The sequence below is a fragment of the Aliivibrio kagoshimensis genome (genome assembly GCF_050337105.1).
GTDB classification, from domain to species: Bacteria; Pseudomonadota; Gammaproteobacteria; order Enterobacterales; family Vibrionaceae; genus Aliivibrio_A; species Aliivibrio_A kagoshimensis.
The window spans coordinates 1-14,215 of record NZ_JAKJSQ010000034.1; the positions used below are offsets into that span (position 1 = coordinate 1).

14 protein-coding genes are annotated in these 14,215 nt (G+C 43.6%); 8 read left to right on the forward strand and 6 right to left on the reverse strand.

All coding sequences use genetic code 11. The features are described 5' to 3' along the window. Positions 1-80: 80 nt before the first annotated feature. Positions 81-458: a hypothetical protein gene (locus L4C32_RS12130; RefSeq protein ID WP_428197142.1), complete on the reverse strand. Its 378-nt coding sequence runs from the start codon at positions 456-458 to the stop codon at positions 81-83. Between the two features lie 132 nt (positions 459-590). Between L4C32_RS12130 and L4C32_RS12135 the strand changes: the two genes are divergently transcribed. Beyond that, complete coding sequence (locus tag L4C32_RS12135) at positions 591-1,187, forward strand: TetR/AcrR family transcriptional regulator (protein ID WP_428197143.1); 597 nt, start codon at positions 591-593, stop codon at positions 1,185-1,187. A 242-nt stretch (positions 1,188-1,429) separates the two neighbouring features. After that, the gene (locus tag L4C32_RS12140) at positions 1,430-2,752 is read left to right on the forward strand and encodes an ATP-binding protein (RefSeq protein WP_428197144.1); all 1,323 of its coding nucleotides are present in this window, start codon (positions 1,430-1,432) and stop codon (positions 2,750-2,752) included. Here L4C32_RS12140 and L4C32_RS12145 read toward each other — a convergent pair. Further along, entirely contained in the window at positions 2,749-2,952 is a 204-nt protein-coding gene (locus L4C32_RS12145) for a hypothetical protein (RefSeq protein WP_428197145.1), read from the reverse strand. The two genes, L4C32_RS12140 and L4C32_RS12145, sit on opposite strands and share 4 nt — an antisense overlap. Continuing rightward, the gene (locus tag L4C32_RS12150; protein WP_428197146.1) at positions 2,953-4,725 is read right to left on the reverse strand and encodes an ABC-F family ATP-binding cassette domain-containing protein; all 1,773 of its coding nucleotides are present in this window, start codon (positions 4,723-4,725) and stop codon (positions 2,953-2,955) included. A gap of 439 nt (positions 4,726-5,164) precedes the next feature. Here L4C32_RS12150 and L4C32_RS12155 point away from each other — a divergent pair, with 439 nt between their 5' ends. The 3 genes from L4C32_RS12155 (at position 5,165) to L4C32_RS12165 (ending at position 8,372) form a co-directional block, all read left to right on the forward strand. Continuing rightward, entirely contained in the window at positions 5,165-6,157 is a 993-nt protein-coding gene (locus tag L4C32_RS12155; protein WP_428197147.1) for an ABC transporter substrate-binding protein, read from the forward strand. Positions 6,158-6,253: 96 nt separating this feature from the next. Beyond that, complete coding sequence (locus L4C32_RS12160) at positions 6,254-7,153, forward strand: ABC transporter permease (protein ID WP_428197148.1); 900 nt, start codon at positions 6,254-6,256, stop codon at positions 7,151-7,153. Next, the gene (locus L4C32_RS12165) at positions 7,146-8,372 is read left to right on the forward strand and encodes a quaternary amine ABC transporter ATP-binding protein (RefSeq protein ID WP_428197149.1); all 1,227 of its coding nucleotides are present in this window, start codon (positions 7,146-7,148) and stop codon (positions 8,370-8,372) included. The genes L4C32_RS12160 and L4C32_RS12165 overlap by 8 nt, the downstream gene beginning before the upstream one ends. A 65-nt stretch (positions 8,373-8,437) precedes the next feature. On the opposite strand, the gene L4C32_RS12170 is transcribed toward L4C32_RS12165, so the two are convergent. Continuing rightward, a complete protein-coding gene (locus L4C32_RS12170) occupies positions 8,438-9,766 on the reverse strand; it encodes an anaerobic C4-dicarboxylate transporter (protein WP_428197150.1) in 1,329 nt (442 codons plus the stop codon). Between the two features lie 301 nt (positions 9,767-10,067). Here L4C32_RS12170 and L4C32_RS12175 point away from each other — a divergent pair, with 301 nt between their 5' ends. From L4C32_RS12175 to L4C32_RS12185, 3 genes are read left to right on the forward strand one after another with little or no spacing between them, the layout of a single operon-like run. Further along, entirely contained in the window at positions 10,068-10,403 is a 336-nt protein-coding gene (locus tag L4C32_RS12175; protein WP_428197151.1) for a hypothetical protein, read from the forward strand. A gap of 22 nt (positions 10,404-10,425) precedes the next feature. Continuing rightward, positions 10,426-11,103 carry a helix-turn-helix transcriptional regulator gene (locus L4C32_RS12180; RefSeq protein ID WP_428197152.1) on the forward strand — a complete coding sequence of 226 codons (678 nt, stop codon included), beginning with the start codon at positions 10,426-10,428 and terminating at the stop codon, positions 11,101-11,103. Positions 11,104-11,152: 49 nt separating this feature from the next. Next, positions 11,153-11,539: a rhodanese-like domain-containing protein gene (locus L4C32_RS12185; protein WP_428197153.1), complete on the forward strand. Its 387-nt coding sequence runs from the start codon at positions 11,153-11,155 to the stop codon at positions 11,537-11,539. Between the two features lie 91 nt (positions 11,540-11,630). Here the strand turns inward: L4C32_RS12185 and fusA are convergent, their stop codons facing one another. Together fusA and L4C32_RS12195 are read right to left on the reverse strand one after the other, a co-directional pair. Next, complete coding sequence (fusA, locus tag L4C32_RS12190; RefSeq protein ID WP_428197154.1) at positions 11,631-13,715, reverse strand: elongation factor G; 2,085 nt, start codon at positions 13,713-13,715, stop codon at positions 11,631-11,633. Between the two features lie 228 nt (positions 13,716-13,943). After that, positions 13,944-14,153, reverse strand: coding sequence for a DUF1127 domain-containing protein (locus tag L4C32_RS12195; protein WP_428197155.1), 210 nt, complete (start codon positions 14,151-14,153; stop codon positions 13,944-13,946). Between the last annotated feature and the right edge of the window lie 62 nt (positions 14,154-14,215).

Consider the following 14,215-nt stretch of genomic DNA (forward strand, 5'->3'; position numbering starts at 1 on the left):
GTTAATACCTTGATTAAATCTAGGTTTTTATTATGAACCTTCTTTCAATCTCAATTGATTTTTTGCAATTAGATATGATATTACGCCCTCTTCCTCAACCCCACCACCGACACCAAAACAATCACTAAAAACAACGTCCATTGCGGCATACTCATTGCTGAACCTAATAGGTAAAGGCTGTAGAAAATGAACATGCCAGCAAATGCCACGTACTGCATGCCAACCAAAATGGTCACGACCTTTTGTTGCTCTGCTCGTTTTGCTGCCCACATCAGCGCCACGCCATTAATAATGAGTACCGCCGTTGTCCAATGCCATAGCACTGAGATGATCGCCTTTAGTTCAATGCTTAATGTGCTGTTGAGTACGGGAACATGCACTTCAGGCCCTCCACCAAAAACATGCACCACACATGTAAATATAGATAAAATACCCGCGCTAAAAATCCACTTATTCATATTTTGATTTCCATTTATTCATTCATTGATTATTCGTAATTTTTCAACACGCTCAAACCATACGGTAGCGTATGGCTTTAGATACTATAAGATGTTCTTGATAAACACAATACGCTTCCGTATGGTTGATGAATGAATACAACGACAAGATTAACCAAAATAGATTGGGTACAGGCTGGTTTTCGAGCACTTACCCAGCGGGGACTGCCTGGCATCAAGGCCGAGTCGATCGCGCGCGACCTCAATGTCAGCAAAGGCTCTTTTTACTGGCATTTTAAAAACATCAATGCATTGAAAGTGAGTATGTTGGAACACTGGCAAGAGTCGGCGACCCAAGGTGTGATTGAGTATGTATTGGCCAGTGATCACGACCCCAAACAGCAATTGCGCAACTTGCTGATCATGTCCACCGACACCGACATCAGTACGCCTTACGGAGGAGATGGCGCAGAAGCGGCAATCCGCGAGTGGGCGAGAACGTCTGAAGAGGTTGAAGCGGTAGTCCTACGGGTAGATGCGACTCGATTAGAGTTTGTCAGCCGCTTATTGGTGGCAGCCGGACAACCAAAGGATTTAGCAATGCAACATGCGAATTTGATCTACAGCTCCCTGATTGGACTGCAGCAACTTTCAACACAAGATTCCGTCAAACCGCAACGTGACCTGCTGCAGTTATTAACCCTAGTGTTGGCACCCATTAACGGTGATGCGCAAGAGAGTGGCATTTAATCGCTAAAAACAGAGCGCATGATTCACAGCAGGCCAGCAACCTTTCAGGCATTAAAAAAGTGCTGTTTCGCTACGTATTGCACCACTTAATGAGCCTGAACGTAAACCGAATTCGTTCAAAGGGGATTCGCTATACCCACTAATCAATGCTACACTTTTATGCGCGTAAAAAAGTAGAAATGCACACTTTAACGCGCATTAAAGTGTAGAGCGCCTCCATATTACAGCGGATTGGTATTTTAATGAAAAGAGTATTGTTAGATAAATTAGTCGCTTGGAAAGAGAGAGCGCTAAGAAAACCGTTACTGATTGATGGCGCTCGACAGACAGGGAAAACCTACCTGCTTCAAGAGCTATTAGGAAGTACGTTTGACAATGTACTCAGAGTTGATTTTTTAGAAAGCCCAGAGCTCGCAGACGCTTTTTCAGCCTCTCTGAACCCTGAAGATGTTATCGCTAATATAGAGCTTCTCACTGGAAAAGTGTTCACTGTAGAAACCGATCTGCTGATTCTTGACGAAATTGGAGAGTGCCCAAGAGCAGTCACTGCTCTGAAATACTTTGCAGAAAAAGCACCTACTGCCTATGTTGCTGCGAGCGGATCGAATATCGGTCTGCTCACAGCCTTCCCTGTTGGCAAGGTTGAGCAGCATAATTTGCGACCACTCACCTTTAAAGAGTTCCTGTGGGCATCAAATGAGCAAGTGTTAATCAAAGCTTATACGCAACAAATCAACTCAGCTTCCGCCCACACCAAACTATTTGAAAAGCTGACAGATTACTATTTTGTAGGTGGAATGCCTGAAGCGGTGAACTCTTGGTTTGAACAAACCGATATAAGCATAATCGAGCGGATCGAATCGGTGTCGAATGTCCATAAAAACTTACTCTCAGGCTACTTACGCGATTTCGGGAAATACTCTGGAAAGGTGAACGCTCAGCTTATCGAGTCTGTTTTCAGAAATATCCCTTCCCAGCTATCTTCAGTCTACGACGACTCAGTGAAACGTTTTAAGTTTAAAGGCGTACACGAGAGAAAATCACGTTATGCTGATTTTGAAACCGCCATTAACTGGCTTCATAAGTGTCGACTCACTCTGAAAAACCACCCTATCGAAGGGCAACCGCGTTCGCCTTTGGCGGCTTACCAAAAAGAAAATGCGGTTAAATTATTCTTTTTTGATACAGGGCTTCTCAATCATATGCTAGGCACAAATTATAAAGAGATAAAGCAACAAGGGTACGAGTATAAAGGCTATGTTGCTGAGAACTATGTCCAACAAGAGTTTGCAGCAATGGGTATTGAACCTAGCTTTTCATGGGGTGACGCAAGAGCAGAGATAGAGTTTATTACGGCAGACGATCTTGGCAGAGTGATTCCCATTGAAGTAAAAAGCGGAAAACGAACTCGCGCAAAATCACTGCAATCTTACATAACCAAATGCAACCCGTATAAAACGATAAAACTAACCGGTACTCAAGGCTCATCGGCTACAGAGAAGAAGAACATCGTTATTCCACTTTATTACACCGAATACCTACTCGTTCATCTTAACCTCACTTAGTGAGTCCCATCAAACACCACCTCGCCTTTTAACAGCGTCATCAGGATCTCGGTGTCGGCGATCTGATCGGCGGTCACCCCCAATGCATGAAAACGTGGTAAGTCATTATCATCCACTAACTCGATATAAGTGAGGGGGTAAGGCCTTTTATGAGTATAAGCCACTACCGCTCCCCTAAATAGGTAACGGCAGCGACTCACTTAAGCAAGCTGAGTGTTTATCACGTCAATCTCACCCTGCCACTCTTGCTGTAACTCCGGTTTTTGATGTTTTTTCTTGCGAGTCAGATCGTCACTTAACAGGGTTTCAAGTTCAATCAACCGCAGCAGTAACGCATCTTGAGGATCCTCAGCAATCATTGGCTCAAAGATGATGTCTGAAATTCCATACTTGGAATCTACCTCATCGCGTCGACGCTCAATCACTGCCTCTTCTTGGTGTTGCTCAGACAGCATCGCCTTGTGCACGCGATCTATGGTGTACATCTCTTCCAATCTGTCACCATCAACGTACCAAAACCGATTGCATGTCTTTTCAATCAGCTCTCGATCATGGCTAACCAGCAACAGGCCGCCATCGAAATGGTTCAGCGTTTTGGCTAACTGCTCTTTACCCAACATATCGAGGTGGTTGGTCGGTTCATCTAACATCAAAAAGTGGTAGTTGGCTAGTGATAACCCAACAAACAGTAACCGTGACCGCTCTCCACCACTGAGCTCTTTCACCGGTTGGTTATGCCGTTCGTAAGAGAACCCCGCGCTGATCAACGCCATCTTCCTCGACTCTTGAGAGTGCGGATAAAACCCATAGATCGCATCCAGAAGTGACTCTTCATCATTAAGCTGTTGCAAACTTTGATCGTAATAACCTAGCCTAACTTGTTGATGAAACGCGATCGGTTGCGAGACGCCGTGAGTTATCTCTTCATCTTGGTAGTGGTTCCAGAGCATGCGCAGTAGTGACGATTTTCCGCTACCGTTACGCCCCATAATGGCAACCCTATCGCCACTTTTAATTTGCTGTGTAAGCACCTCAAACAGTATGGGCGCTTCTGGAGCTGGAGTGACCGCGACCTCTTCAAGTGCTAACAGTCGATTGGCGGCCATCGCTTCACCCGTTAAGGTTAAGGTCCATGGAGGAAGAGACGCCAACTGAGTTTGCGACTCTTTCAACGCGTCTGCACGTTTTTCCATGTTTCTGGCTTTACGTGCTAACTTTTCATTATCGAAGTCACGTCCCCAAATGGCCAATCGACTGGCGCTTTTTTCAATACGTTGGATCTCTTTTTGCTCGGCGTTGTGGCGAAGTTCATCACTGCTGTCTTTCTCTTTTAACGCCTGCCTGGCATCGCTGCACGCGAGACGAAAAAATTGCAGTGATTTATCACGCATTATCCAAGTGCAGTTAGTCACACGATCCAGCAGACGCTGATCATGTGATACCAGCACAAAGGTGCCCTGCCACTGCAGCAGAAACTGCTCTAACCAGAGCAGAGTAGGAAGATCCAAGTGGTTACTCGGTTCATCAAGCAGCAGGATGTCTGGCTGTTGAATGAGTGCACGAGCCAATAGCAAACGAGTATGTTGCCCGCCGCTGAGATCCCCCGCTACAAGGTGCCAGTCGTGCTCATCAAACCCCATAGTGGTTAACAGGACTTCGGCTCGCCAGCTCTCGTCACCGCTCACTTCTGCTGGCAGTTGTTCAGTTAATGCTTCAAGCATCGTTTTATTATGCAGTTTGTCGGGGAGTTGTTGCTCGATACGAGCCATTTTACTTTGTAGAGCGCGTGAAACCGCTCCGGTGTAATCTGTCAGCTCACCATTTAGCAGTTTTAGTAGCGTACTTTTTCCGCAGCCATTGTCGCCAATTAAACCAATGCGATCGCCTCTTTTTAAGGTGAACGATAAGCCTTCAAACAGTGGGCCTGAAGTGATGTCATAAGAGATAGATTGTGCTGATAGTAGTGTGCTCATTGTGCTTACTCAAGGTTTAGGCGTGTAGATACGCCATCATTGTCATGTTCGCTGACAACAACCAGTAAGCTAGAGTGAAAGGGTCTCTAGAATGGAATCAAACAGTTTCTCTCAAGCTTAGGTTATCGCAGCACGATAGTATTAAAACTTGAGTTATTCGCGTTCCATAAAATATGCGCAAAGTTGTAGTCGCATACGTTCATAATAATCCTCCTTTATAGTATCCAATTGAAATGAATATAAAACATAACTTAAAAAGACTCGACAAGCAAAATAATTGCTCAAAGTCCCTCCTGTTGCACGATATTTTATGCTAGATGCCTAGGCCGACATTTCACCCTTTATTTGATTTATAAACAACATAATCGCGCAATCAATTTGAATATTGATGCACTTATCAACTATCCTATAACTCGATATTATAAAAAAGGATGTTAATATGAAATTTAAGATAGGTGCACTACTGTTATTAGTTACTGCTTTTACCCAAAATGCGAACGCAAGCGAATGTGGCAAAGTCACCATCGCCGATATGAATTGGAGCTCCGCCAGTCTTATCGCCAATGTTGACCGGTTTATCCTAGAGCATGGGTTTGGCTGTGATGCAGAATTGATTCCTGGTGACACCATGCCAACTGGCACCTCAATGATTGAAAAAGCACAACCGGATATCGCTCCTGAGTTTTGGAGCAACAGCATGAAAGATGCTCTGCAAAAAGGGGTGGATGATAAACGTCTGCGTTATGCAGGGAAATCGTTAACTGACGGCGGCGAAGAGGGATTCTGGGTTCCAGCTTACTTGGTTGAACAATACCCTGAAATGGCCACCATTGAAGGTGTGATTAAAAATGCAAAACTGTTTAAACACCCTGAAGATCCAGAGACCTCTGCATTCTATACTTGCCCAGCAGGTTGGAATTGCCAGATCAGCTCTGGTCACCTTTTTAACGCGCTTAACTTAGACGATGCTGGCTTTACTATGGTTGACCCTGGCTCAAGTGCGGGTCTATCCGGTGCTATCGCTAAAGCTTACGAGCGTAAAGAAGCGTGGTTTGGTTACTACTGGGCACCAACGGCGGTATTAGGTAAATACAACATGGTCAAAGTGGACTTTGGCAGCGGTGTTAACGAGAAAGAGTTCCTTACCTGTTTGACTCAAGAAGAGTGTGATAACCCGACAGTAAGCATGTACCCACCATCACCTGTCCACACCATCACTACTGAAAACTTCGCAACACGTGTTCCTGTTGTCTATGCTTATTTAAACCAACGTGGTTTTACTAACGCTAAGATGAACTCACTACTCGCTTGGATGGAAGATAATCAAGCAGATGGTGAAGAAGCGATGATTCACTTTTTAAGCGAAAATCCTGATATCTGGCACCCATGGGTTTCAGCGGACGTAGCGAAAAAGATCGAAGCGGCACTTTAAGATTTATTGCAAAGTTTACTCTTGCAACGTTACTGGATGTACCGTTTTTAGTAGTACGCCGGAACCAATTATGGTTCCGGTATAAAAGGATATAACATGCCCAATAATAATTGGCTAACCCGCTTTCCAGAAATGGAACGTGCTGATCTTCGCACCATTAAAAAGACCCTTGATGGGGCTTACCGCGAGTTTTCTCGTGAATATGGTGAGATGATTGAATCTCTCTTCGATCCCCTTCTCTCTTTTCTTGTTTGGTTTGAAAAACTGTTACTCTCAACGCCCTGGTTTATCATTCTGGCTATCTGTACTGGCTTGGTGTATGCCGCGAGTCGCTCTTGGAAACTCTCCCTAGGTTGTGTCGCCTCAATGCTGCTTATCGGTTACTTTGGCATGTGGGAAGATACCATGAGAACCTTAAGCATCATCACCGTCTGTACCATCGTCTCTATTTTGCTTGGCATCCCTATTGGTATTGCTATGGCGCGATCCAACCGAGTGCAATCGATCGTGACGCCAATGCTCGATATCATGCAAACCATGCCCGCTTTTGTTTATCTAATTCCAGTGGTAATGCTGCTTGGTATCGGTAAGATCCCAGGGCTTATTGCTGTAGTTATCTACGCGATCCCTCCTGTTATTCGTCTTACCAACCTAGGTATTCGCTTGGTGGACAAAGAAGTTCTCGAAGCTGCCACTGCTTTTGGTGCTAATAATAAACAGCGTTTGTGGGGCGTTCAGCTGCCACTTGCGATGCCAACTATCATGGCTGGCATCAACCAAACCATTATGATGGCGCTCTCTATGGTGGTTATCGCTTCAATGATCGGTGTGAAAGGATTAGGGCAACCGGTTCTTAAATCCATCACCAATCAATACTTCACACTTGGACTACTCAATGGGTTTGCCATCGTTGCGTTAGCCATCTTATTTGATAGAGCTTCACAAGCTTATGCTAAACGTACTAATGCCCACTTGGGAGATATGAAACATGACTAAACCTTTGATTGAAATAAGTGGTTTATACAAGGTATTTGGTCAAAAGCCGAATTCAGTAATGTCGGAAGTTAAATCAGGGGTTAGTAAAGACGACATCTTAGCGAAAACGGGTCACACCGTTGGCCTTAAAGACATTAATCTTGAGATAAACAAAGGCGAGATCTTTGTCATCATGGGTCTTTCTGGCTCTGGTAAGTCAACGTTAATTCGTCACTTCAACCGTTTGATCGACCCAACTGAGGGGAAAATCATGGTTGAGGGCATTGATGTAATGAGCCTAAATACCAAAGAGCTTGAGCAGTTTAGACGCCATAAGATGTCGATGGTGTTTCAACGTTTTGGTTTGATGCCACACCGTACTATCATTGAAAACATCGCTTATGGTCTTGAAATTCAAGGGATTAAGAAGTCTGAACGATTAGCAACAGCTAGAAAGTGGATGGATATCGTTGGCCTGCAAGGTTATGACCAACAGTACCCAGCTCAGCTTTCAGGTGGTCAGCAGCAGCGTGTCGGTTTGTCTCGCGCACTCTGTACCGATGCTGAAATTTTATTGATGGATGAAGCTTTCTCTGCTCTGGATCCACTGATCCGTAGTGAGATGCAAGATCAGTTAATCACACTGCAAGAAGAGCTGCATAAAACCATTATTTTTATCACTCACGACTTGGATGAAGCGCTGCGATTGGGCGACCGAATTGCTATCTTAAAAGATGGCGAACTGGTTCAACAAGGAACACCTCATGAGATACTGCTTAACCCAGCAGACGATTATGTTGAAGCCTTCGTGAAAGATGTAAACCGTGCGCGCGCCTTGACCGTTGAAACCGTCATGCAGCCGCCTATCTACCGGATTACTGCTGAAACGATTGAAGAAGCGTTAGTGCAGATGAAGACCATCAAAAATGACTACGCTTACCATGTCACTGATGAGGGTTATCAAGGTATTCTGACCCAAGAGAGCCTTGAAGATGCGGTTGAAGATACCTCAGTAAACAGCTTCAGTGATGACATTTATGAAGAGGCTCCTTCAATTCTACCCGATGCTGCAATTGAAGCAGTCTTAACCGACACCATGTGTTGTGACTATTCACTGCCAGTAGTAGATGAAGAGGGTAACCTTAAAGGTAAGCTAGCTCGTAGTGCGGTGGCTGACATTTTCACAGAAACCAATGACAGTGATGACCAGCCAGTAAACAACGTAGATAAAGCGTCTTAGTCGATATACGACATAACGAGAAGGGAGACTACATGTAGTCTCCCTTTTTTATGCTTATTTTACGATTAATTAATCGCTAGCGAAATAAAATAACCGACAGTAGTGGCGGTTGTTACGCCAATAAACCCTGGAATGATAAAGCTGTGATTAAGCACATACTTACCAATTCTGGTGGTACCTGAACGGTCAAACGTTATCGCCGCTAAATCACTTGGGTAAAATGGAAAGAAGAAGTACGCATAACAGGCAGGTAATACCCCAATTAATACTGCAGGTGGAATGTTAAGGGCAAAACCTAACGGTAACATGATGGTTAATACCGCGGCTTGACTCTTCAAAAAGATCGACGCCACAAACATGGCTATCGCAAATGACCACGGATGTACTTTTACAATGTCGCTTACCAATGAAATCAGCAGGGGTTTATGGTGACTAATGATGGTGTCACTCATCCATGCGATACCGAAGATGATAATCACCGCGGTCATTCCCGCGATAAATACATTACTGGTCACGATTTTTTTCGGCTGAATATTGGTGGTAAGCAGAATAATTGCACCAACAGATAGCATTAAGAACTGAATCGCTACTGACATTTTTACACCATCTGGCAGTAGGTTAAGCTCTTTACCAAACATGGCGACAAAAATAACCGAGGCGATACCCAACACGAATACGGTTAATCCCTTTCTCGCTGTTGACTCCTCTTTTGACCCCTCTTCTGTTGGTTCACTCATATCAACCAGCTCATTACGGAACTCAACATCTTCACAACGCTTTTGGAACTCTTCATCTTGGTCGAGGTCTTTACCGCGCTTCAAGCTCCACGTACAAGCCACTAATAGACCGGTTAGTGTTGCTGGAATCGTGACACTCAATACATTGATCAAGCGAATGTCTAACTGGTTATCAACGGCTGTTGCCATCACCACGGCGGCAGCGGCGGCGATTGGACTGGCGGTGATCCCCATTTGCGATGCCACTGTCGCCATAGCCATTGGTCGCTCTGGACGAATCCCTTTTTTATAAGAGACATCGTAGATCACTGGAAGCAATGGATAAACTGAATGGCCTGTACCGACCAATACGGTTAAGAAGTAAGTACAAAGTGGACCAAGAAATACGATTTGATTGGGGTGTTTTCGTAACAGTTTTTCTGCGTATTTCACCAAGAGCTTCAGACCGCCCGTCGCTTCTAGTGTGGCTGAAGCGGCTACAACCGCTAAAATAATCAACATCACGCTGATTGGTGGCTTTCCTGGAGCGACACCAAATCCAAACGCCAATACCGACACACCTAAGCCACCGAGCAGACCAAATGCGATGCCTCCGTGACGGATACCAACAAAAATTACAATAAGCAATAACAGCATGTGGATATAAAATTCAATCATCTTTTGCCTCCTTGAAGTAACGGGCACCCAGTACTAACTGCACACATGAAATACCCCTTTAGGATTAACATACCCCTCTCGTTGTTTTTATTTGCATTTATCGTTCAATATTTGACCAATATCAAAATTGTTTCGTATCAAAATTTAAATATGTGATTAGTTTCAAACTTAATATATAAACAGTCGGTAATTTCAAATCTTATTATAAATTTAACCACTACCTCTACTGACACCTTCTGACAACTCTCCCTCATATACTCATTTCCGACATCACAATTAAATGAATATTAAGGAGAACTAAATGAATAATCCCGTGGTTGAACTTGTCACTTTTGAGTTAAATTCAGGTGTAACAGATCAAGATATGACGGCAGCTGTTGAGAAGAGCCAGCAGTTTGTAAAACAGCTTCCTGGCTTCTTATATCGCTCGGTATGCAAAAATGAAGAGAGCAATACTTGGAGTGACATTGTTTACTGGCAAAGTAAAGAAGAAGCACAAAATGCAGGTGAAGCATTCTGTGCGAGTGAGTTGACCAAAGATCTCATGTCAATTATCAATGCTGAAACGGTAAAAATGCAGCATAATGATGTGAAGATATGCTTTGACTGTAATGGACTAAGCCAAGCGACAAGCTAACCTAACACTTCAAGGATTGAATGTGAGTAAATCGGAACGACTGTTCGAACTTCTAACGTTTTTACGATCTCGTCGCTTTGCGGTCACCGCCAAAGAGCTAGCTACATCGATGGAAGTGAGTGAACGAACCATTTATAGAGACATTCAATCCTTGATACTCTCTGGAGTCCCTATTGATGGGGAAGCTGGAGTTGGGTATCTGCTTAAAGCTGGCTCTCACTTGCCTCCGCTTATGTTTACAGAAGACGAAATTGTCGCTCTTGAACTCGGTATGAGAATGGTTAAAGCTTGGTCTGATAATGATCTTGCCAAAGCGAGTGACAGCGCCTCAAGAAAAATCCAGTCTATTCTGCCGGATCACCTCAAAAAACGGATTGAAGACCTGCCCCTTATCGTGCCTGATTTTCATAATAACTCAGATACCTCAATGAAAAATGGCCTAATTCGGCAAGCGATTGATGCCAACCGCCAAGTCTATATAGAGTACCAAAAAGAGAACAAAGAGCAGTCTCAACGAAAGGTATCGCCATTGGGTTTGGTGTTCTGGGGAAAACAGTGGACACTTGTCGCGTGGTGCGAACTCAGAGATGAGTACCGTAGCTTCAGGGTGGATAGAATTACTGAACTGCAACCTCTTAATATCTCTTTTCAGACCTCCGAAATAAAATCATTAAAGCATTACTTATCTCAATATAAATAGCCCGTTGCGGTTATACTTCTCTTTACTCATTCATTTGTAAGGGATAAAGATGAAGTTATTTCGCACTTTTTCTGTTTTACTGCTCACTATTTTTAGTATGGCCGTTTACTCTCAAGCCAAACCATATCAAGCGTTAACCTTAGTTGATGCTCTAAAAGAGAATCGCGCTCCTATTTTATTGGATGTAAGAACACCGGCCGAATTTCAGTCTGGCCATATTGAAGGGGCGATCAATATTCCTTTTGATCAACTGCCTCAACGTATCGATGAAATTTCACAATTTAAACAAAAAGAGGTTGTCGTTTATTGCCGTTCAGGACGCCGTGCAGAAGTGGCGACTGACACTTTAGAGAGTGAGGGATTTACTCAGCTGTATGATTTAACAGGCCATATGATTGCTTGGAACAAAAACAATTTCCCGATTATTGCTCAATAACCCTTAATTATGATTGCTGTTTAAAGAGATAAAAAAAGCCCCGGTCGTTTGCACGACCGGGGCTTTTCAATTAAAGCGCGTTAGATAAGAATTACTTCTTCTCGTTCGCCGCTTTAACGTCAGCAATTACTTGCTCAGCAACACTGTTTGGACAAGGTGCGTAGTGTGAGAACTCCATAGAGAACTGACCACGACCTGAAGTCATTGTACGTAGTGAACCGATGTAACCGAACATCTCTGAAAGAGGAACGTCAGCTTTAATACGAACACCAGTAACACCAGCCATCTGATCTTTGATCATGCCACGACGACGGTTAAGGTCACCGATAACATCACCAACGTGATCGTCTGGAGTGAACGCATCTACGTGCATGATTGGCTCAAGCAGCTGTGCGCCAGCTTTAGGCATAGATTGACGGAATGCGCCTTTCGCTGCAATTTCAAATGCTACTGCAGATGAATCGACTGCGTGGAAACCACCATCAAACAGCTCAACTTCAACGTCAAGAACAGGGAAACCAGCTAGAACACCAGTGTCCATCATGCCGCGGAAACCTTTCTCGATTGCAGGCCAGAATTCTTTAGGAACGTTACCGCCCACAACAGAAGAGCTGAACGTGAAACCAGTACCCACTTCACCAGGCTTGATACGGTAATCAATTTTACCGAACTGACCAGAACCACCAGACTGTTTCTTATGCGTGTAGCTATCTTCAATTGCTTGAGTGATAGTTTCACGGTAAGCAACCTGAGGTTGACCAACATGTAGATCAACACCGTAAGTACGCTTAAGGATATCAACCTTAATGTCTAGGTGAAGTTCACCCATACCTTTAAGAATTGTTTCGCCAGTCTCTTCGTCAGTTTCAACTTGGAAAGATGGATCTTCTGCAACCATTTTACCGATCGCGATACCCATTTTCTCAGAACCGCCTTTATCTTTAGGCGTAACTGCGATTGAGATTACTGGTACAGGGAAAACCATTGGCTCAAGAGTAACAGCGTGCTTAGGATCACATAGAGTGTGACCAGTCTGTACGTTCTTCATGCCCACGATAGCGATGATATCACCAGCTTGTGCACTAGAAAGCTCTTTACGCTCATCCGCTTGCATCTCAACCATACGGCCAACACGCTCTGTTTTACCAGTGAACGAGTTAAGGATGGTGTCACCCTTGTTCAACGTTCCTGAGTAAATACGTACGAAAGTTAGTGCGCCAAAACGGTCATCCATGATTTTGAATGCTAACGCTTTGAAAGTCTCTTCAGTAGAAACAATTGCGTGTTCGCCAGTCTCTTCGCCTTCTTCATCCATAAGAGGTTGAGGATCAACTTCAGTTGGAGAAGGTAGGTAATCAACAACCGCATCCAGAACAAGCTGAATACCTTTGTTTTTGAATGCTGAACCACAGTATGTTGGGAAGAAGTCCATAGTACGAGTACCCTTACGGATACAACGTTTAATGTCTTCAATAGAAGGCTCTTCACCTTCCATGTAAGCTTCCATTAGATCGTCATCTTGCTCAACAGCAGTTTCGATCAACATTTCGCGGTACTCTTCTACTTTGTCAACCATGTCCGCAGGAACATCGCTTACTTCGAAGTTTTCAGGAAGACCTGTGTCATCCCAAACGTATGCTTTACGAGTTAGAAGGTCTACAACACCAACGAAATCTTCTTCGATGCCGATTGGAAGAACCATTACAAGTGGGTTAGCAGCTAGAACGTCTTGAGTCTGCTTAACTACACGGTAAAAATCAGCACCCATACGGTCTAATTTGTTTACGAAGATGACACGTGCAACTTCTGATTCGTTCGCGTAACGCCAGTTAGTTTCTGATTGTGGTTCAACACCACCAGAACCACAGAATACGCCAATGCCGCCATCAAGTACTTTAAGTGAACGGTAAACTTCAACTGTGAAGTCAACGTGTCCAGGAGTATCGATAACGTTAAAACGGTGGTCTTTCCAGAAACAACTTACAGCTGCTGATTGGATAGTAATACCGCGCTCAGCTTCCTGTTCCATGAAGTCAGTAGTCGATTCACCATCATGAACTTCACCAGTTTTGTGGATCTGGCCAGTTAATTTTAGGATACGCTCAGTTGTGGTGGTTTTACCCGCATCAACGTGCGCGAAAATACCAATGTTTCTGTATTTTGCTAAGTCTGCCATTATATTACTCTATCAATTAGGTTCAAAAAACGGGGGGAGTATATCACAAAGTATCAGGACATAAACTGCTAGCTCAACAAATGCAATGCAAATTTAAAGCAAAGTTCATGAAATGACATTTATTTCATTATATTTCATGCAGATACAAAAAAAGATTAACGTAAAATATCGTTAACCTTATTCTGCAATACTCTCTAATTTAGACCAAAAAGAGCAAAAGATCAGTTTCTATTTTTGCCAAAAATATTTTTCCACTTCTTTTTTTGCCTGCTGCTTCGTCAAACCGATATCGTCTAAAATGTAATCAGGCAAATTCGATAGCTTAGCTCGGCTCGTTCTGTTACGTTTCCAAACCGACACAGAAGTTAAGATATTCTTTACTAACTCTTTATTAAATGGAAACCATTTTCTTGTTGACTGAATGATAAGTGTACTCATAACTAACTCCTATGCTGTCTGCTTTGTCGATTAAATCTCTTGTGTATAAATTAGCCAACCAC

Coding starts and splice junctions, on each gene's coding strand:
- L4C32_RS12140 (WP_428197144.1), top strand. CDS start 1,430: ATGAAAAGAGTATTGTTAGATAAATTAGTCGCTTGGAAAGAGAGAGCG.
- L4C32_RS12135 (WP_428197143.1), top strand. CDS start 591: ATGAATACAACGACAAGATTAACCAAAATAGATTGGGTACAGGCTGGT.
- L4C32_RS12160 (WP_428197148.1), top strand. CDS start 6,254: ATGCCCAATAATAATTGGCTAACCCGCTTTCCAGAAATGGAACGTGCT.
- L4C32_RS12175 (WP_428197151.1), top strand. CDS start 10,068: ATGAATAATCCCGTGGTTGAACTTGTCACTTTTGAGTTAAATTCAGGT.
- L4C32_RS12150 (WP_428197146.1), bottom strand. CDS start 4,725: ATGAGCACACTACTATCAGCACAATCTATCTCTTATGACATCACTTCA.
- L4C32_RS12170 (WP_428197150.1), bottom strand. CDS start 9,766: ATGATTGAATTTTATATCCACATGCTGTTATTGCTTATTGTAATTTTT.
- L4C32_RS12130 (WP_428197142.1), bottom strand. CDS start 458: ATGAATAAGTGGATTTTTAGCGCGGGTATTTTATCTATATTTACATGT.
- L4C32_RS12155 (WP_428197147.1), top strand. CDS start 5,165: ATGAAATTTAAGATAGGTGCACTACTGTTATTAGTTACTGCTTTTACC.
- fusA (WP_428197154.1), bottom strand. CDS start 13,715: ATGGCAGACTTAGCAAAATACAGAAACATTGGTATTTTCGCGCACGTT.
- L4C32_RS12165 (WP_428197149.1), top strand. CDS start 7,146: ATGACTAAACCTTTGATTGAAATAAGTGGTTTATACAAGGTATTTGGT.
- L4C32_RS12185 (WP_428197153.1), top strand. CDS start 11,153: ATGAAGTTATTTCGCACTTTTTCTGTTTTACTGCTCACTATTTTTAGT.
- L4C32_RS12195 (WP_428197155.1), bottom strand. CDS start 14,153: ATGAGTACACTTATCATTCAGTCAACAAGAAAATGGTTTCCATTTAAT.